Origin of the sequence: Erythrobacter sp. CCH5-A1, assembly GCF_001557115.1 — a bacterium.
In the GTDB taxonomy this organism is placed as follows: Bacteria; Pseudomonadota; Alphaproteobacteria; order Sphingomonadales; family Sphingomonadaceae; genus Erythrobacter.
This window is the reverse complement of the sequence record NZ_LSKQ01000056.1, coordinates 53,143-69,683: the sequence shown is the minus strand read 5'-3', so window position 1 is coordinate 69,683 and position 16,541 is coordinate 53,143. Positions and strand designations below refer to the sequence as shown.

18 protein-coding genes are annotated in these 16,541 nt (G+C 69.0%); 9 read left to right on the top strand and 9 right to left on the bottom strand.

The genetic code is table 11. The features are described from left to right. On the bottom strand, nt 1-475 hold a 475-nt coding region (locus tag AX708_RS02935), incomplete at its 3' end, for an alpha/beta fold hydrolase (protein WP_233999597.1). A gap of 70 nt (nt 476-545) precedes the next feature. Between AX708_RS02935 and AX708_RS02930 the strand changes: the two genes are divergently transcribed. Both AX708_RS02930 and AX708_RS02925 read left to right on the top strand, forming a co-directional pair. After that, complete coding sequence (locus AX708_RS02930; RefSeq protein WP_066528808.1) at nt 546-2,204, top strand: alkaline phosphatase; 1,659 nt, start codon at nt 546-548, stop codon at nt 2,202-2,204. Between the two features lie 87 nt (nt 2,205-2,291). Then, the gene (locus AX708_RS02925; RefSeq protein ID WP_156454519.1) at nt 2,292-2,969 is read left to right on the top strand and encodes a hypothetical protein; all 678 of its coding nucleotides are present in this window, start codon (nt 2,292-2,294) and stop codon (nt 2,967-2,969) included. On the opposite strand, the gene AX708_RS02920 is transcribed toward AX708_RS02925, so the two are convergent. The 4 genes from AX708_RS02920 to AX708_RS20215 are packed head-to-tail and all read right to left on the bottom strand — an operon-like array spanning nt 2,966 to nt 4,667. Next, the gene (locus AX708_RS02920; protein ID WP_066528812.1) at nt 2,966-3,853 is read right to left on the bottom strand and encodes an alpha/beta fold hydrolase; all 888 of its coding nucleotides are present in this window, start codon (nt 3,851-3,853) and stop codon (nt 2,966-2,968) included. The two genes, AX708_RS02925 and AX708_RS02920, sit on opposite strands and share 4 nt — an antisense overlap. Then, on the bottom strand, nt 3,850-4,053 hold the full coding sequence (locus AX708_RS02915; RefSeq protein WP_066528815.1) for a helix-turn-helix transcriptional regulator: 204 nt from the start codon (nt 4,051-4,053) through the stop codon (nt 3,850-3,852). The genes AX708_RS02920 and AX708_RS02915 overlap by 4 nt, the downstream gene beginning before the upstream one ends. Then, nucleotides 4,050-4,499 carry a hypothetical protein gene (locus tag AX708_RS02910; protein WP_067489481.1) on the bottom strand — a complete coding sequence of 150 codons (450 nt, stop codon included), beginning with the start codon at nt 4,497-4,499 and terminating at the stop codon, nt 4,050-4,052. Before AX708_RS02910 ends, AX708_RS02915 begins: the two co-directional genes overlap by 4 nt. Nucleotides 4,500-4,502: 3 nt before the next feature. Beyond that, nucleotides 4,503-4,667, bottom strand: coding sequence for a hypothetical protein (locus AX708_RS20215; RefSeq protein ID WP_156443365.1), 165 nt, complete (start codon nt 4,665-4,667; stop codon nt 4,503-4,505). Between the two features lie 324 nt (nt 4,668-4,991). On the opposite strand from AX708_RS20215, the gene thrS reads away from it, so the two are divergent. The 4 genes from thrS to AX708_RS02890 are packed head-to-tail and all read left to right on the top strand — an operon-like array spanning nt 4,992 to nt 8,505. Then, on the top strand, nt 4,992-6,986 hold the full coding sequence (gene thrS / locus AX708_RS02905; protein ID WP_066528819.1) for a threonine--tRNA ligase: 1,995 nt from the start codon (nt 4,992-4,994) through the stop codon (nt 6,984-6,986). A gap of 10 nt (nt 6,987-6,996) precedes the next feature. Next, entirely contained in the window at nt 6,997-7,347 is a 351-nt protein-coding gene (locus tag AX708_RS02900; protein WP_066528827.1) for a hypothetical protein, read from the top strand. Beyond that, on the top strand, nt 7,344-7,757 hold the full coding sequence (locus AX708_RS02895) for a DUF305 domain-containing protein (protein WP_066528830.1): 414 nt from the start codon (nt 7,344-7,346) through the stop codon (nt 7,755-7,757). Before AX708_RS02900 ends, AX708_RS02895 begins: the two co-directional genes overlap by 4 nt. A gap of 4 nt (nt 7,758-7,761) precedes the next feature. Continuing rightward, nucleotides 7,762-8,505 (top strand): sulfite exporter TauE/SafE family protein, encoded by a 744-nt coding sequence (locus AX708_RS02890; protein WP_066528831.1) that lies wholly within the window; start codon nt 7,762-7,764, stop codon nt 8,503-8,505. A gap of 57 nt (nt 8,506-8,562) precedes the next feature. Here AX708_RS02890 and AX708_RS02885 read toward each other — a convergent pair whose 3' ends face one another. From AX708_RS02885 to AX708_RS02875, 4 genes are all read right to left on the bottom strand, one after another. Then, nucleotides 8,563-9,339: a thioredoxin family protein gene (locus AX708_RS02885; RefSeq protein WP_066528834.1), complete on the bottom strand. Its 777-nt coding sequence runs from the start codon at nt 9,337-9,339 to the stop codon at nt 8,563-8,565. A gap of 79 nt (nt 9,340-9,418) precedes the next feature. Continuing rightward, the gene (locus AX708_RS21240) at nt 9,419-9,547 is read right to left on the bottom strand and encodes a hypothetical protein (protein WP_255357970.1); all 129 of its coding nucleotides are present in this window, start codon (nt 9,545-9,547) and stop codon (nt 9,419-9,421) included. A gap of 50 nt (nt 9,548-9,597) precedes the next feature. Next, complete coding sequence (locus AX708_RS02880; RefSeq protein WP_156454518.1) at nt 9,598-10,572, bottom strand: agmatine deiminase family protein; 975 nt, start codon at nt 10,570-10,572, stop codon at nt 9,598-9,600. A 7-nt stretch (nt 10,573-10,579) separates the two neighbouring features. Beyond that, a complete protein-coding gene (locus AX708_RS02875) occupies nt 10,580-12,283 on the bottom strand; it encodes a M28 family metallopeptidase (RefSeq protein ID WP_066529237.1) in 1,704 nt (567 codons plus the stop codon). 176 nt (nt 12,284-12,459) lie between these two features. Here AX708_RS02875 and glnE point away from each other — a divergent pair, with 176 nt between their 5' ends. The 3 genes from glnE to AX708_RS02860 are packed head-to-tail and all read left to right on the top strand — an operon-like array spanning nt 12,460 to nt 16,485. Continuing rightward, nucleotides 12,460-15,219, top strand: coding sequence for a bifunctional [glutamate--ammonia ligase]-adenylyl-L-tyrosine phosphorylase/[glutamate--ammonia-ligase] adenylyltransferase (gene glnE / locus AX708_RS02870; protein WP_066529240.1), 2,760 nt, complete (start codon nt 12,460-12,462; stop codon nt 15,217-15,219). Continuing rightward, nucleotides 15,216-15,689: a peroxiredoxin gene (locus AX708_RS02865; protein ID WP_066529242.1), complete on the top strand. Its 474-nt coding sequence runs from the start codon at nt 15,216-15,218 to the stop codon at nt 15,687-15,689. Before glnE ends, AX708_RS02865 begins: the two co-directional genes overlap by 4 nt. Before the next feature lie 4 nt (nt 15,690-15,693). Further along, nucleotides 15,694-16,485 carry a ferritin-like domain-containing protein gene (locus tag AX708_RS02860; RefSeq protein ID WP_066529245.1) on the top strand — a complete coding sequence of 264 codons (792 nt, stop codon included), beginning with the start codon at nt 15,694-15,696 and terminating at the stop codon, nt 16,483-16,485. Nucleotides 16,486-16,541: the final 56 nt, after the last annotated feature.

Sequence of the window (16,541 nt, the reverse complement as noted above, 5' to 3'; positions counted from 1 at the left end):
GTTCGGGGCCGTAGGGGTTGGGCTCGTAGATCGTCTCGCCCGCCGCGAGCGCCGCGCGTTGCTCCGCCGTGTAGCCCCAGCGGGTGAAATCGGGGGCGGGCGCGATCCCGATCATCCCGGCGAGGCGGTGCTTCAGGTGCTCGGCGACGAGCAGCATCAGCCACCCGCCCATCGACGAGCCGACCAGCAGCACCGGGCCGGTCACATAAGACGCGACCAGCGCCAGCACCTCGTCGCGCCAGGCCGAGAGCATGCCTTGCGCGAAGTCCCCGTCGCTCGCGCCGCAGCCCGAATAGTCGAGCAGCAGGCAGGCGCGGCCCTTTTCCTGCGCTTCGGCGAACAGCGCACTCGCCTTGCTGCCGCTCATGTCGCTCATGTAGCCGGGCAGGAAGACGAGACAGGGGCCTTGCCCGTGCGTATAGCGGAAGGCGACGCGGCGCCCGTCATAGAGGGTGTGGTGAAGAAGCGCAGTCATGCGCCGCTCCATGCCCCGCGCGGGCGCGATTGTCACGCAAGCGCAACCGGAGAGGGATAGCGAGCCGCCCATGATCAAGACCGAACCCGCGGCCCAACCCGCTGCCACCGCGCTCACCCGGCGCTCGCTGTTCACCCTCGCAGGCGCGGGCGCCGCGCTGGCCGCCGCGCCGGCTGCCGCGAGCGGCTTCGGCACCGGCTTCACCCATTGCGTCGCGAGCGGCGAGCCGGCGGCGACCTCGGTCCTGCTGTGGACCCGCTATGTCGCGGATGCCGAAACCAAGCTCACGTGGCAGGTGAGCGAGACCGAGAATTTCGCCAGGCCCGTCGCCGAGGGCAATGTCACCGCCTCTCCGGCACGCGACTGGTGCGCCAAGGGCGTCGCCACCGGCCTTTCGCCCGACCGCTGGTATTTCTACCGCTTCCTCGCGCCCGACGGCACCGCCTCGCCCGTGGGCCGCACCCGCACGCTTCCCGAGGGGCCCTCGGCCAAGTTCCGGATGGCGGTGTTCTCCTGCTCGAACTTCGGGTTCGGCTGGTTCAACGCCTATGGCCACGCGGTCGAGGCGAACGATGTCGACCTCGCGGTCCACCTCGGCGACTACATCTACGAATACGAGCGCGGCAAATATCCCGATGCGGGCAAGGGCGTCCCCGAGCGGGTCCTCGCGCCCGCGACCGAGATCGTCGCGCTGACCGATTACCGCCTGCGCTACGCCACTTACCGCGCCGACCCCGATCTCCAGCGCCTCCACCAGGTGCTGCCGATGATCGCGGTGTGGGACGACCACGAGAGCGCGAACGATTCGTGGAAGGATGGCGCCGAGAACCACCAGCCCGAAACCGAAGGCACCTGGGCGGCGCGCAAGGCGGCGGCCAAGCAGGCCTATCGCGAATGGCTCCCGGTGGCCGACACCGCCTATTCGACCTATCAGGTGGGTCAGCTTGCCACCCTGTTCCGGATCGACACCCGCCTCGAGGGGCGCGACGAGCAGCTCGATCTGGAAAAGATCATGGCCGGGGCCAAGGACCCGCAGGCGCTGATGGCGGCGCTGACCAAGTTCAAGGACGGCGAATGGGCCGCCGCCGACCGCCAGCTGCTGGGCGAGGCGCAGGAGGCATGGCTGGGCAAGGCGCTCGCCGCGTCGGTCAAGGATGGCACCCAGTGGCAGGTGCTGCTCCAGCAGGTGCTGATGGGCAACCTGCGCACGCCAAAGGACTTTGCCGAAGGGATCGGCGCCGGCCTCCCCGATTTCGTCAAGCAGCGCCTCGCCGCGGCGGCAGCGGCGAGCCAGGCTGGGCTGCCCTCGAACATGGACGCGTGGGACGGCTATCCCGCCGCCCGCGCCCGCGTGTTCAAGGCCGCGCTCGAGGCGAACGCCAACCTCGTCGTGCTGGCGGGCGACACCCACAATGCCTGGGCCTTCGATCTGGCGCATGAGGGCACCCCCGTGGGCGTCGAATTCGGCGGCAATTCGGTGAGCTCGCCCGGGTTCGAAAGCTACCTGACCTTCGTCAAGCCCGATACGCTCGCCGCGGCGCTGGTCGCCGAGAACGAGCAGCTCAAGTGGGCCGATACCGCGCAGCGCGGCTACATGATGGTCGAGCTGACCCCGGCGCGCGCCACCACCGAATATCGCTTCGTGGCCGGGATCAAGCAGCGCTCGACGCAGCTTGCCGGGACCAAGCGGATCACCACCGACAAGGGTTCGGCCAAGCTCGCCGTGTAATCATGCCCCGGCCCGCGGTGCCGCTGACGGATTGTTAAGCTGTTTCCGCTATTTGCCGGGACCGTCCAATCATTTTTGGGGGTTCGCATGCGGTTTCTGGCGATGGTGGCGGGTGCAGGGGTGCTGGGCACCGGCGCCTATGTGGGCGGCGCGTTCGACAGGGGCGAATATTACAATATCGCCCCCGTCGACGTCGAATCGCGGCTCGCTGGGATGAATTTCGGCTCGGAGCTCGGCGGGGAGAACGGGGACACCTCGATCCGCCTCGCGCTGCGCAGCCGCGGGCCGAGCCTCTTGCGCTGGGACCTGATGGTCGATGGCGAGCGCACCGGCGAAGTGCGCGCCAACCTTGCCCCCGAAAGCGCGGGCACGCGGGTCAACGTGACCTTCAAGTTCGCCGAGGGCGACGAGATGCTGGGCCTCGAGGAAGACCCGCTGGTCAATGACATCGCCCGCATCGCGATGGAGGAGAAGGTCGATTCCACCCTCGAAGGCCGCGCCTTCGACAAGCGGCGGATGCAGGCCAAGATGGCGGCGATGATCGCCGCCAATCCCGGCGCGGTCGCCAATATGCAGAAGTCGCTGCACGGCAATATCAGCAAGGAAATGGACGAGTTCGAGCGTGGCTACGATTCGCGCGATTTCGACTCGCCCGGCTCCTACGGAAAGCCGACCTCGACTGCCCGACCCACGATGTCGGCCAAGCCCCAGCGCCCGACCGACTTCGAAGACACCCACGCCGACGGCGGCTGGGGCAAGAACTAGGGCTGTTGGGCGGCCGGGGGAGCGGCGTCTGCCGTCAGCCCCGCCCGCAGCGCCTGATCGAACGCCTCGGGCTGGTCGAACATGATGAAATGGAAGCTGTCCTCGACGATGGTCAGCTGGAAATCGGGCGTCCCGGCATAGGCGGCGGCGAACAGCGGCTCGACCCGCGTGCGCGGCGCATAGGGGTTGGCTGCGGCGATCACCCGCACCGGCACCTTCACCCCGCCGAGGCGCGGGCGCATGTCGGTGGTCATCAGCGCGTGGATCGCATTGGCGAAGCTCGCGCGGTCGCTGGCGATGCTCCAGTCGGCGACCCTCGTCTGGTCGGCGGGCTTCTGCACCAGCGACATCACCCCGCGCCGCTGGCTCTCGGCAAAGCTGTCGCGGTCCAGCGCGAGGAGGCCGACGCGGGTATCCTCGGCGATCCGGCGGGTTCCCGCGACGGTCGCGCCCGGATTGTAGATCAGCGGGAAGAAGGGCAGCGAATCGACCACCACCACGCGGCTGATCCGCTCGGGGTGATCCGCGCCCAGCATCAGCCCGAGGAACCCGCCCAGCGAATGGCCGGCATAGGCGGCGCGTTCGACCTTCTGGCAATCGAGGTGACGGATGATCTCGGCCTCGGTGTTCTCGAGCACCCGCGCCGGATCGCCCTGCGCCGGCCGTCCGGCGAACCCGGCGACATGGACGAGGTGCAGGCGGTAGTCCCTGGCGAGGCTCTGCTTCACCAGACTCCACGTCTCCGGCGAGGAGCCGAGGCCCGGGACCAGCACCAGATCGGGGCCGGTGCCGACGACCTCGAAGGGCGGGCAAGGCGCGTCTTCGGCATGGACGGCAGCGGGCAGCAGCAGGGCGGCAAGCGCGGCGAGCAGGGGGCGTTTCATTCAGGGGTTCCTTCTCTCAGGAAAATGGCTTCGATCGGCAGGCCGAACACGTCGGCAATGCTGAAGGCGAGCGGGAGCGAGGGGTCGTAGCGGCCCTTCTCGATGGCGTTGACGCTCTGGCGCGAGACGCCGAGGCGGTCGGCGAGGTCCTGCTGGCTCCAGCCGTGCTCGGCGCGCAGCACCCGCAGGCGGTTGTTCATTCCGCCGCCTCCTCGAGATCGTCTACGTCGCCGGCGCAGTCCTTGCGGGCGGTCCAGGCATTGGCGAGCCCGCCGATGCCGAGGCCGACGAACCAGAAGAACGCCGCCCCGAACCCGCCATTGCCGGGGGGCACCACGTCATAATTCTGGAGGAACTCCCACACGGTCATGACGCTGAGGCAGAAGGCGGTGGCGAACAGCGACTGGCGCACCAGCATGTAGCGGATGTATTCGTCGGTCTCCTCTTCCAGCAGGCGGAAGATCGTCCAGAAGGTGGCGAGGATCGGCAGCGCGGGCAGCACCGCGACTGCGACGGCGAGCGCACCCGAAGGCGGGGCGTGGCGGAACACCCAGCCCACAGTGAAGATCAGCACCACGTAGATCGCCATGCAAAGCGAAAGGCGCTTGATGTAGCGCCGCATCGCGGGGGATATCCGCTTGGCCATGGCTCAGGCCTTGCGGGCGACGCAGGTGCGGTCGCGGCGGATGATCCACGGCACCATCGCCAGCGGCGCGAACTGGGCGATCTGCGCGGGGATGATATCGAACACCGCGAGCACGGCGAGGGCAATGAGTGCTGCGGCGAGGCAGAGCGCCTCCTGGATGCGCGTCATGGAAAGCTCCTTTTGCACAATGGCAAGGTCGCTTTACATTTGGGTCAGGCTCCGTGTCAAGGAGACTTTCCATTGCCCCGACAGGTGACTTTTAACCCCTGACCGCCTATATGCCCCAGCATGGCCAAGCTGCTCGCCACCACCGTGACCACCACCACCCGGACTACCATCCGGGGGCGGCGGCGCGCGGGTTAGGCCCGGCAGCCCGCCGCCCGGTTCGGGGCGGCGCGGTGTTCTCCCCGATCCGGTTACACGCTCAACACCGCTCTTCCGGCGCGCCCGCCTTTGCCCTAAGGCGCGCCCAAACGAGACGGATGTGCGACGATGACCGAACTGCTCAAGATCAGCCTGCCCGATGGCTCGGTGCGCGAAGTGCCCGCGGGCTCGACCCCGGCGGACATTGCCGCGGCGATCGGCCCGGGCCTCGCCAAGGCGGCGATCGCCGCGCGTGTCGACGGCGAGTTGCGCGATCTGACCCGGCCCTTCGATGGCGATGCGAACCTCGCGCTCGTCACCGCGCGCGACGAGGCCGATGCGCTCGAACTCGCGCGCCACGATTACGCCCACGTCCTCGCCGAGGCGGTGCAGTCGCTCTTCCCCGGCACGCAGATCACCTTCGGCCCGGCGACCGACGACGGCTTCTATTACGACGTCAAGGCCCCCGACAGCCGCGAGCCCTTCGGCATGGACGACCTCCCGGCGATCGAGGAGGAAATGCGCCGGATCATCCGCGCCGACAAGCCGCTGCGCCGCGAGGTGTGGAGCCGCGAGCAGCTCATCGCCAAGTGGTCGTCCGAGGGCGAGACCTTCAAGGCGGAATGGGCCAAGGAACTGCCCGAGGGCGAGGAACTCACCGTCTATTGGAGCGGCAAGGACTGGCTCGACATGTGCCGCGGGCCGCACCTGCCCTCCACCGGCAAGCTCGATCCCGACGCCTTCAAGCTCATGCGCGTCGCGGGCGCATACTGGCGCGGCGACCAGAACAATGCGCAATTGACCCGCATTTATGGCACCGGCTGGCTCAACAAGAAGCAGTTGCAGGCCCACCTCACCCGGCTGGAAGAGGCCGCCAAGCGCGATCACCGCAAGCTGGGTCGCGAGATGGATCTGTTCCACTTGCAGGAAGAAGCCCACGGCTCGGTCTTCTGGCACCCCAAGGGCTACCGCATCTGGCGCGAGCTGGAATCCTATATGCGCCGCAAGATGGACGGCGCGGGCTATCGCGAGATCAAGACCCCGCAGCTCATGGACGTGCGCCAGTGGACCCAGTCGGGCCACTGGGGGAAATACGCGCAGAACATGTTCGCCGTCCCCGATATCGTGCCTGACGTGGACGAGGAAAGCGGCGTCGCATCCCCCAAGGTGGCGGACGATGCCGCGTGGATGGCGATCAAGCCGATGAACTGCCCGGCGCACGTGATGGTCTTCAAGCAGGGCATCACCTCCTACCGCGACCTCCCCATCCGCCTCGGCGAAATGGGCTGCTGCCACCGCAACGAGCCCCACGGCGCGCTCCACGGCCTGATGCGCGTGCGCCAGTTCACGCAGGACGATGCGCATATCTTCTGCATGGAATCGCAGGTGGTTAGCGAAGTGCAGGCCTTCATCGCGCTGGCTGACAGCGTGTATCGCGACTTCGGCTTCACCTATGACATCAAGCTCGCCTTGCGCCCCGAAAAGCGCTTCGGCAGCGAGGCGGATTGGGACAAGGCCGAGCAGGAACTGCGCGATGCGCTGACCGCCAACGGCCTTGCATGGGAGGAACTCCCCGGCGAGGGCGCATTCTACGCCCCCAAGCTCGAATGGCACCTCACCGACGCGATCGGGCGCACCTGGCAGGTCGGCACGATCCAATCCGACCGCGTGCTGCCCGAGCGGCTCGACGCGCATTATATCGGCGAGGATGGCGAGAAGCACCGTCCGGTGATGCTCCACCGCGCGATCTTCGGCTCCTACGAGCGCTTCATCGGCATCCTCATCGAGCACTTCGCGGGCAAGCTCCCTGCGTGGCTCGCCCCGGTGCAGGCGGTGGTGGCGACCATCGTGTCGGACGCGGACCCCTATGCCGATGACGTTGCCGCCCAGCTGCGCGCGGCCGGCATCCGCGTGGAGACCGACACCCGCAACGAGAAGATCAACTACAAGGTGCGTGAACACAGCCTCGCGAAAGTCCCGCACCTGCTGGTCGTCGGCAAGCGCGAGGCCGAGGAAGGCACCGTCGCGGTCCGCACCCTGGGCGCCGAGCACCAGAAGGTGATGCCGCTGGCAGACGCTATCGCAATGCTGAAGGCCGAGGGCACGCCGCCGGACCTCGCCTGACGCCGACGCCATGCCGACGATGATCACCCTCTCGCTGCTGCTCAACATCGCGGTGCTGGTGCCGGTAACGGGGAGCATCATGGCGAATGCGGGGTGGGTGGCGGGGGCCTACGGCCCGCCCTCGCCCGCGCGGGGCATTCTGCTGGCGGTCTATCTCGCGATTCTCGCCGGGTCGGCGGCGCTGCTGTGGAAGCCGGTCCCGGCAATGGTCGCGGCGCTGCTGCTGGTGCAGATCGCCTACAAGCTGATGACCCCCTTCACCGTCGGCACGCTCGCCAATCCGGTGGTGCTGAGCAACCTCGCCATCGCCGCCTGCCACGCGCTTACCCTTGTCACCATCTGGAGAGAGATCCGCCCATGATCCGCATTCTTCCGCTTGCAGGCGCCGCCGCTGCCACCCTGCTGCTCGCCGGTTGCGGCTCCAAAGCCGAACAGGCCGAGGATGCCGCCGCCGTCGATCATTCCGCGATGGACCATTCCGGCCACAACATGGGCGCAGAAACCCCCGCGCAGCTCACCGAGGCACAGGCGGCCTACAAGGCGGTGAACGACCGGATGCACGCCGGGATGGCCGACATCCCCGCCGACGCCGACGTCGCCTTCATGCAGGGCATGCTCGCGCACCACAAGGGCGCGGTCGAGATGTCGGAAGTGGCGCTCAAATATGCCAAGGACGAGAAGGCGCGCGATCTCGCGGCGCGCGTGATCGCGGCGCAGAAACAGGAAATCGCCGAGATGGAAGCCTGGCTCAAGGCGCGGGGCGTTCAGTAACCAGGTGGAGCTGATCGGGGGCTTCACCGCACTGCAAGTCGGAGTGGCGCTGGCGGCGGCTTTCGGCTCGGCTTTCGTGCGCGGGCTGACGGGGTTCGGCATGGCGATCTTGCTGGTGCCGGTGCTGGCGCTCGCGCTGCCTCCGGTCGAGGCGGTGGTGCTGACCAATGCGCTGTCGCTGATGATCGGCGCGACCGAGATCCGCAACCTCGTACGCGATGCCGAGAAGAGCGCCTGGGTGATCGGGGCGCTGGTGGTGGTGACGACGCCGCTCGGGCTCTATGCCCTGTCGCTGACGGGCAAGGACGTGGCGCGGCTCGTCATCGCGCTGATCGCGCTCAGCGCCTTTGTCGCGATCCTGCTCCCCCGGCGCGGCGAAGCAGCTCCGGGGCGCGGGGTGACAGGCTTCGTCGGCGTGCTGAGCGGGCTGATGACGGGCTATGCGGGCATGCCCGGGCCGCCGGTGGTGCCCTATTACGCCGGACGCGATCTGCCGCGGGTGACCGCCAAGGCCTCGAAGCAGCTGATCTTCACCATCGCCGCGACCGCCGGCCTCGTCACCGCGACGTGGCTCGGCATCCTACGGCTGGAGCTACTGCTCTTCGCCGTGCTGATCCTGCCGGTGATCATCCTCGGCAACCGGCTGGGAGCGCGGGTTTCGGGGAGGATCGGCGATTCCGTATGGCGGGCGAGCGTCGGCCTCGTTCTGGGCGGGGCCGCGCTCGCTGCCGTCATCAGACTGATGTAGTTTTCGGTCGCACCGCTTTGAGCGAGAAACCGGTTCCCACTTTTTCGCGCGATGCTCCTAGGCCACCCAGCGCGCCGCGAGCACCTTGCCGCCGCCCGGCTGGCGCAGCACCAGCGCATAGCGGTCCGCGCCCGGCACCTTGAGCTGGCTGCCGGCCAGCGTCACGCTCGCCGTGCCGCCCGCCCAGTCGGTGACCTTGCGTTCCGAACGCAGCACATTGGGATAGGTGACCGTGCGTCCGCCATTCTCGCCGCTGCCGATCCCGACCTCGACCTTGCGGGTGACCGCGACCAGCACGAGTTCGGCCTTCCCAGCCCCTGTCCCCGAAAGCGCCACGGCATAACCGCCGCCCGCGCCCGGGGTGACCCGGATCGCGGCATCGCTCTTGCCGCCATATTGCTTGACGCTCGGCGCGACTTCGGAACCGTGCGAGCCGACGAGGCCATAGCTCCCGTTCACCACCAGCTGCGGGGTATAGACCCCGTTGCGGCCAGCAAGGCCCCGGCGCGCGTAATCCTGCTGGAGCGCGGTGTTGCTCTCCTTGCCCAGCGTGTCCTTCCAGCCCAGACGGTCCCAATAGGTCACGTTGCGCGAGATGACGACGAGATCGGGGTTGGCCGACAGCTTCTCGGCCAGCGCATCGGCGGGCGGGCAGGACGAGCAGCCCTGGCTGGTGAAGAGCTCGAGCAGCACAGGCTCGCCCGAAACGGCGACCGCGGGGCCGGGGCCGGACTTGGGCGCGGCCGCGGGCGAGCCCTGCGACAGGCCGAGGCTGGCGGCACCGAGCACGGCAACGACGCCGAGCGTGAGAAACAGGGGACGGCTGAAGGTCATGGGTTCATCCTCGCACAAGAGTGTCGGGGATGCTTTCGCGTTCTACCGGCGTCCGGTTACGCGGCCGCTGCAAAAGGGCTCAGAAGGGCAGCGCGCGTCCGGCGAGGATCAGCGACAGGGCGCAGCCGAGCACGATCAGCTGGCGCGCGAATTCCACCCCTTCGAGGCGGGCGGCGGCGGCGAGCGGAAGTGCCAGAGCGCGGTTCATGCTCCGCACTCTCGGTCAAAATCCCTAACGAATCGTTAACTCGCACCCCTTCAGGCAGGCATCTGCTGGCTGGCGCAGTGGAAGCCGCCGCCGCCTGCCAGCACCGCATCGCCCGGCAGGCCGATCGTGTCCCGGTCGGGGAACAGCGCGGCAATCGCGGCGACCCCGTCTTCGTCGTGGGGCGAGCCGAAGGTCGGCACCACCACGAGGTGCGAGGTGATCGCGAAATTGACGTAGCTCGCCGGTTCGACCCGTCCCTCGCGTTCGATCCGTCCCGGAGAGGGGATACGCACCACCTCGACCCCGAAAGCCTCCGCGCGTGCGGCGGCATCGGCGTAGATCGCGGCGTTGGGATCATCGGTGCCGGTCGGCTCGGGCACCACGAGGCGATTGGGGGCGACGAAGCGCGCGAGGTTGTCCACGTGCCCGTCGGTGTGGTCGTTGATCAGGCCCTCGCCGAGCCACAGCACGCGGGTGAAGCCGAGATGTTCGGCGAGCTGCGCCTCGATTGCCTCGCGGCCCATCTGCGGGTTGCGGTTGGGGTTCAGGAGGCACTGCTCGGTGGTCGCCACCAGCCCGGTCCCGTCGCCATCGACCGCGCCGCCTTCGAGGATCATCGGGGTATGGGTGACCGCGAGGCCAGCATCGCGCGCCAGCTCCGCGCCGATCTCCATGTCGCCGGGCATCAGGTACTTGCCGCCCCAGCCGTTGAAGCCGAAGCGCCGCGCGATCCGCGTCGGCCCGTCCTTCACCACCAGCGGGCCGGTGTCGCGCAGCCACACGTCGCCATAGACGCGGCGTTCGAGGGTCACTTTACTGCTGACCAGCGACCGCGCCCGGGCCTCGTTGGCCTCGTCGCGCACCAACAGCCGCACCGCTTGCCCGCTTTCCGACACGGCCGAGGCGAAATCCGCCATCTGCTTCTGTGCGGGTTCGAGCCAGCCGGGCCACTCCTCGGCGAGATGCGGAAAGCCGATCCACAACCAGTCCTGCGGGGCCCATTCGGGGGGCATCAAAACGGTCATGAGGCGGTCAGCAGCCTTTCTCGCCGGCATTGCAGCTTTCGTCCCGGATGCCGCGGAATTCGTCGCCGTCGTTCCAGTTGGGCCAGCTGGTGCTCATCGCCATCATCCGGCCGAGGCGGTAGTAGAGCTGGAGATCAGTCATCACGCCCGACCAGTCCCAGCTTGCGTCGAACTCGTCCTTGGGGCCGTGATAGCGCTTTTCGGTATAGTCCGCCGCCGCCGCCGCGCCCGCCGCGCGCCCGCCCTTCACCAGATCCTCGCCGCCTTCGACATAGATCATCGGCACGCCCAGCTTGGCGAAGGCGAAGTGGTCCGAGCGGTAGTAATAGCCCGCTTCCGGCTTGGCATCGGGGGTTGCGACGCGCCCGGCGGCCTTCAGGGCGGTCTCCAGGAAGGCATCGAGCTGCGACTTGCCGCCGCCGATCACGGTCACGTCCTTCGCCGGGCCCGCGACCGACAGCGCGTCCATGTTCACGCCCCCGACCGTCTGCGCGAGCGGGAAGACCGGGTTCTGGGCATAATAGGTCGCACCCAGCAGCCCCGATTCCTCCGCCGTCACCGCCAGGAACACCAGGCTGCGGCGCGGCGCGCCGGCCTTGGCGTGGGCCTCGGCGAGCGCGACCAGCGCCGCGGTGCCGGTGGCGTTGTCGACCGCGCCGTTGCAGATGTCGTCCCCGTCGGGCGCCGGCGTGCAGCGCCCGAGGTGATCCCAATGCGCGGTGTGGAGGACATATTCCTCCGGCGCCTCGGTTCCCGGCAGGATCCCGATCACATTATGCGACAGGAAGCTGCGCACGTCGTTCCTGAAGCTGGTCGAGAGCTTCATCCCGAGCGGCACGGGCTTGAACCCCTTGGCCTGCGCCGCCTTGGTCAGCGCATCCAGATCCTGCCCTGCCGCCTTCAGCACCCGCCGCGCCGCATCCTCGCTCACCCAGCCGTTCATCTGGGTGAGCGGCCCCGCGTCGGCCCCGCGCTGGGCATAGGCCTGCGGGCCGCTCCACGAGCTCTCGACCACGTTCCAGCCATAGGCGGCAGGCGCGGTCTGGTGGACGATCAGCGCGCCCGCTGCACCCTGCCGCGCGGCCTCTTCATACTTGTAGGTCCAGCGCCCGTAATAGGTCATCGCCTTGCCGTTGAATGGCCCTTCGAGGCCCGGCGTCTGCCAGTCCGGGTCATTGACGAGGATCACCACCGTCTTGCCCTTCACGTCGAGGCCCGCGTAGTCGTTCCAGCCCTTCTCGGGCGCGTTGATCCCGTAGCCGACGAACACCAGCTCGCTGTCCTTGAGGACGGTTTCGGCCTCCTCGCGATAGGTCGCGCCAACCCAGTCCTTGCCATATTGGAAGCTCAGCGGCGCACCCTTGCCGGTGATGCTGAGGGGCGCGAAGTCCTTGCCGGTGATCTCGACCAGCGGGACGTCCTGCACCCACGAGCCCTTGTTGCCCGGCTGCAATCCGGCCGCCTTGAAGCGTTCGGTGAGGAAGGCGATGGTCTTTTCCTCGCCCGCCGAGCCGGGAGCGCGGCCCTCGAAGGCGTCGCTGGCGAGGGTGCGGGTGACGTCCTTCATCGTGCCTTCCGCGATCTGGCCGGGCTCGACCTCGGGGATGTCGAGCGCCGCGCTCGCACCACCGGGGGCGGGCATGCCCTCGCAGGCGGCGAGCGCGAGCGCTCCTGCGGCAAGCGCGGCGAGGGCGGCGGGGCGGACGATCATGGCAGGCTCTCCCGTAAGTCGCGCTTTCCTTTGCAGAGCATCGCGGTGCGCGCAAGCAGCCCGCCCTCAAGTAGCGGAGCGATAGGGCGACAAGGACTACCTCAAGTAGCGCAGCGGTAGGGCAACAAAGACTCCTCTCTTGCGGGCAACGGATTGCAGGGCCAGAGGGGCGGGTAATGGGAGAGAACCCGGCCCCCGATTGGGCGAGCGCGCTGCACCGCGCCCGCACCCACGCGCCCTTCCTCGCGCGCGCGCTCGATCGCCAGCCCGAGCTTGCCGCGCTGCTCGCTGCGGGCGAGGGGTCGGCGGCGCTGGCATGGGCACGCGCGCAAGGAGAGGTTGCCGATACCGAAGTTGCTCTGCGCCGCGAGCGACTCGCGCTGGCCGCCGCGCTGGCGGTGGGCGATCTGGCGGGGGCGTTTCCGCTCGCGCAGGTCGTGGGCGAGCTCACCGCCTTCGCCGACCGCGCATTGGACCGCGCGATCCGCACCGCGATCGCCGAGCGCACCGATCAGGCCAGCGCCGAGGGCTTCATCGCCCTCGCTCTGGGCAAGCAGGGGGCGGGCGAGCTCAACTACTCCTCGGACATCGACCCGATCCTGCTGTTCGACCGCGAGCGCCTCCCGCGCCGCCCCTCGGACGATCCCGGCGAGGCGGCGCAGCGCTATGCGCGCCGTGTGGTGGCGCTGCTCGCGGCAAATACTGCTGATGGCTACGCCCTGCGTGTCGACCTGCGCCTCAGGCCCGCGAGCGAGGTCAGCCCGCTCTGCGTGCCCGTCGGCGCGGCGCTGACCCATTACCAGGGGCAGGCGCTGGCGTGGGAGCGCGCCGCCTTCACCCGCGCGCGCGCGGCGGCGGGCGACATCCCGGCGGGCGAGGCCTTTCTCGCCGCGATCCGCCCCTTCGTCTGGCGCGGCCAGCTCGATTTCGGCGCGATCGAGGAGATCAGCGCGCTTACCCACCGCATCCGTGACAGCGGTAAGGGCCCGCCCGCGCCCGGCCCCGGCTTCGACATCAAGCGCGGGCGCGGCGGCATCCGCGAGATCGAGTTCTACGCCCAGACCCATCAGCTGATCCACGGCGGGCGGGACACCTCCTTGCGCGTGCGCGGCACCCGCGCTGGGCTCGACGCGCTGGCCGCGGCGGGCTGGATCACGCAGGACAATGCCGCCACTCTGGGCGCGGCCTATGACCGGCTGCGCGCCATCGAGCACCGCTTGCAGATGGTGAACGACCGCCAGACCCATGCGCTCCCCGAAGGCGAGGCGCTCGACAATGTCGCGCGGCTCGATGGCCTTAAGGACGGCGCGGCGCTGGTCGCGGAGCTGACCGAACTGACGGGGCGCACCGCGCGCATTTACGAGGAACTGATCGGCCGTCGGGAGATTGCCCCTGTCGCGGTCGCCATGCCGGCGAGCGCGCTCGCCACCAGCCTCGCCGCGTGGGATTTCCCCGAACCCGAGGTGCTCGCCGAGCGGATCGAGAGCTGGCGCGACGGGCGCCACGCCGCGATTCGCTCCCCGCAGGCGGTCGAGGCGTGGGACCGGCTCGCGCCGGCGCTGCTCGCCGCGATGGCGCAGAGCGACGATCCGATGCGCGCGATCACCCGCTGGGAGCGGATCATCGAGAGCGTGCCGTCGGCGATCACCACCTTCCGCCTGCTCGCCGCGCGGCCCGACCTGATCGAACGGCTGGTGGCCGCCCTCACCCTCGCTCCGGCGCTGTCGGACGAGCTGGCGCGCAAGCCCGAGCTGCTCGACACGCTGATCGATCGCGACGCGCTCGATCTGCCCGGCGCGGTGCCCGCGATCATGGCGCGGATGCAGGGCGCCGCGATCCGTGACGATTACGAGGCGCTGCTCGACGCGATCCGCATCGTCACCGGCGAGATCCGCTTCGCGCTCGGCATCCAGCTGATCGAGGGGCTGGCCGATCCCCTCGCCATCGCCCGCGCCCTGTCGCGCACCGCCGAGGCGGCGATGCAGCTGGCGGCGCAGGCGACGGTGGCGGAGTTCGCCGCCAAGCACGGGCGCATCCCGGGAAGCGAGCTGCTGATTCTCGGGCTCGGGCGGCTGGGCGGGGGCGCGCTGACCCATGCCAGCGACCTCGACATCGTCTATCTCTTCACCGGCGATTTCGCCGCACAGTCGGACGGCGAGCGGCCGCTGGGCGCGACGATCTACTACAACCGCCTCGCCAGCCGGATCAGCGCCGCGCTGTCGGTGCCGACGGCACAAGGCGCGCTCTACGAGGTCGACACGCGGCTGAGGCCGCAGGGCAACCAGGGGCCGATGGCGGTGAGCTGCGAGGCTTTCGGCAAATACCAGCGCGAGGCGGCGTGGACCTGGGAGCACATGGCGCTCGCCCGCGCGCGGGTGCTGTTCGGCTCGGCAGAGGCGCGGGCGCAGCTTGAGTCGGTGCTCGCCGAAGTGCTCCACGCGCGGCGTGATCGCGACGCGCTGCGCGAGGCGGTGCTGGCGATGCGTGCCGAGATGGCGAAGCACAAGCAGCCCGGCGGCCCGGTCGATGCCAAGCTCGCGCGTGGCGGCCTCGTCGATATCGAGTTTCTGGTCCACTACCTCCAGCTGAGGGGCGAGACGGCGGACGGCCGCCCCCTCGCCGAAGCCGCAGGCGAGGCGCTCTCTCCGGACCTCGAAATCGCGCTGGGGGGCCTTGCGGCGGCCGGGCTCATCCCTGCCGACCTGTCGGAGCCCCACGCGCTGATGAGCCGCATGCTGGTCGCTGGCCGCCTGCTCGCCCCCGATGGCCGCGAACCCCCGCCGAGCGGCGCGCGGGCGCTGGCCCGGGCCTGCGGGTTCGATTCGTATCAGGCGCTCGAGGAGGCTTTCGCCACCGCGCGCCTCGGGGTCGCCGCCATCTGGAAACAAATCCTCGGGACAGACATTCTCGCAGACGAACAGGAGACCCCGTCATGACCACCTTCCCCGGCGTCGGCGACGCCATCCCCGATATCGCGATGGAAACCCCCGAGGGCGGGAGCGTGAAGCCTTCCGACTTCGCCGGTTCCAAGCTGGTGATCTTCTTCTACCCCAAGGACGACACCCCGGGCTGCACCACCGAGAACAAGGATTTCTCGGCGCTCAAGGACCAGTTCGAGGCGGCGGGCACCAAGCTGCTCGGCGTTTCCAAGGACCCGGCCAAGAAGCACGCCAAGTTCATCGCCAAGCACGGCCTCACCGCCCCGCTGGCGACCGATGCCGAGGAGGGCGGCCTCAGCGACGCGCTCGGCGTGTGGGCGGAAAAGCAGATGTACGGCAAGACCTATATGGGCATGGTCCGCGCGACCTACCTCGTCGGCGCCGACGGCAAGATCGCGCGCATCTGGGACAAGGTGAAGGTCGCCGGCCACGCCGAGGAAGTGCTGGCGGCGGCCAAGGCCCTCTAACTCCGTGACCACAGTCGCCCGCGCCATTCGTGCCGCGCTGCTCACGCCCGAGCCGCGGGCCAAGTGCTTCGCCACCCGCGCGCTGGTGCGTGCGTGGCGGCGCGGCGATCTGGCGCTCGATTTCGATGTCGCCATGCCCGACCAGCCGGCCTGGCCCGACGCGCCCGAGCTGCTGCCGCCGAACCGCATGCCCAAGCGCGGCAAGGGCGGGAGCGAGCGGGCGCGGATCGCCCTGTGGCACTCGCTCGCCCATATCGAATTCGTCGCGATCGACCTCGCGCTCGACATGGCGGGGCGATTCGGGGCGACCATGGGGCGCGCGTTCGTCGACGATTTCCTGAGCGTGGCCGCCGATGAGGCGATGCACTTCGCGTTGCTCGCCCGAAAGCTCGAATCGCTCGGCAGCCATTATGGCGCGCTCCCGGCGCATGCGGGGCTGTGGGAAGCCGCCCATGCCACCCGCGCAGATGTCGCCGCGCGGCTTGCCGTGGTGCCGATGGTGCTCGAAGCGCGCGGGCTCGATGTCACCCCGGCGACGCTCGAGCGCGTTGCGGCGAGCGGGGACGCGAACGGCGCAAAAATCTTGCGGCGCATACTTGACGACGAAATTCGCCACGTCGCAGCCGGCACCAAGCACTTTTTGAAATGTGCCGAAACGGCGCAGATCGTGCCCGAATCTTACTGGCAGGAACTCGTAAGACGGCACTTTCGGGGTGTGGTTAAGCCACCGTTCAACGACTCGGCGCGTCTTGCAGCCGGTTTGTCGCGGGATTTTTACGCCGCGATTGCCTATTAACGACAGGCCCGGATAACCCGGTTCCAGCGAAAGGCGCGCAGCAGACGTGCCGGAAC

Excerpts from the sequence above, each read along its gene's own strand:
- AX708_RS02930 (WP_066528808.1), top strand. The coding sequence starts at position 546 with ATGATCAAGACCGAACCCGCGGCCCAACCCGCTGCCACCGCGCTCACC.
- AX708_RS02925 (WP_156454519.1), top strand. The coding sequence starts at position 2,292 with ATGCGGTTTCTGGCGATGGTGGCGGGTGCAGGGGTGCTGGGCACCGGC.
- AX708_RS02920 (WP_066528812.1), bottom strand. The coding sequence starts at position 3,853 with ATGAAACGCCCCCTGCTCGCCGCGCTTGCCGCCCTGCTGCTGCCCGCT.
- AX708_RS02915 (WP_066528815.1), bottom strand. The coding sequence starts at position 4,053 with ATGAACAACCGCCTGCGGGTGCTGCGCGCCGAGCACGGCTGGAGCCAG.
- AX708_RS02910 (WP_067489481.1), bottom strand. The coding sequence starts at position 4,499 with ATGGCCAAGCGGATATCCCCCGCGATGCGGCGCTACATCAAGCGCCTT.
- AX708_RS20215 (WP_156443365.1), bottom strand. The coding sequence starts at position 4,667 with ATGACGCGCATCCAGGAGGCGCTCTGCCTCGCCGCAGCACTCATTGCC.
- thrS (WP_066528819.1), top strand. The coding sequence starts at position 4,992 with ATGACCGAACTGCTCAAGATCAGCCTGCCCGATGGCTCGGTGCGCGAA.
- AX708_RS02900 (WP_066528827.1), top strand. The coding sequence starts at position 6,997 with ATGCCGACGATGATCACCCTCTCGCTGCTGCTCAACATCGCGGTGCTG.
- AX708_RS02895 (WP_066528830.1), top strand. The coding sequence starts at position 7,344 with ATGATCCGCATTCTTCCGCTTGCAGGCGCCGCCGCTGCCACCCTGCTG.
- AX708_RS02885 (WP_066528834.1), bottom strand. The coding sequence starts at position 9,339 with ATGACCTTCAGCCGTCCCCTGTTTCTCACGCTCGGCGTCGTTGCCGTG.
- AX708_RS21240 (WP_255357970.1), bottom strand. The coding sequence starts at position 9,547 with ATGAACCGCGCTCTGGCACTTCCGCTCGCCGCCGCCGCCCGCCTCGAA.
- AX708_RS02880 (WP_156454518.1), bottom strand. The coding sequence starts at position 10,572 with ATGACCGTTTTGATGCCCCCCGAATGGGCCCCGCAGGACTGGTTGTGG.
- AX708_RS02875 (WP_066529237.1), bottom strand. The coding sequence starts at position 12,283 with ATGATCGTCCGCCCCGCCGCCCTCGCCGCGCTTGCCGCAGGAGCGCTC.
- glnE (WP_066529240.1), top strand. The coding sequence starts at position 12,460 with ATGGGAGAGAACCCGGCCCCCGATTGGGCGAGCGCGCTGCACCGCGCC.
- AX708_RS02865 (WP_066529242.1), top strand. The coding sequence starts at position 15,216 with ATGACCACCTTCCCCGGCGTCGGCGACGCCATCCCCGATATCGCGATG.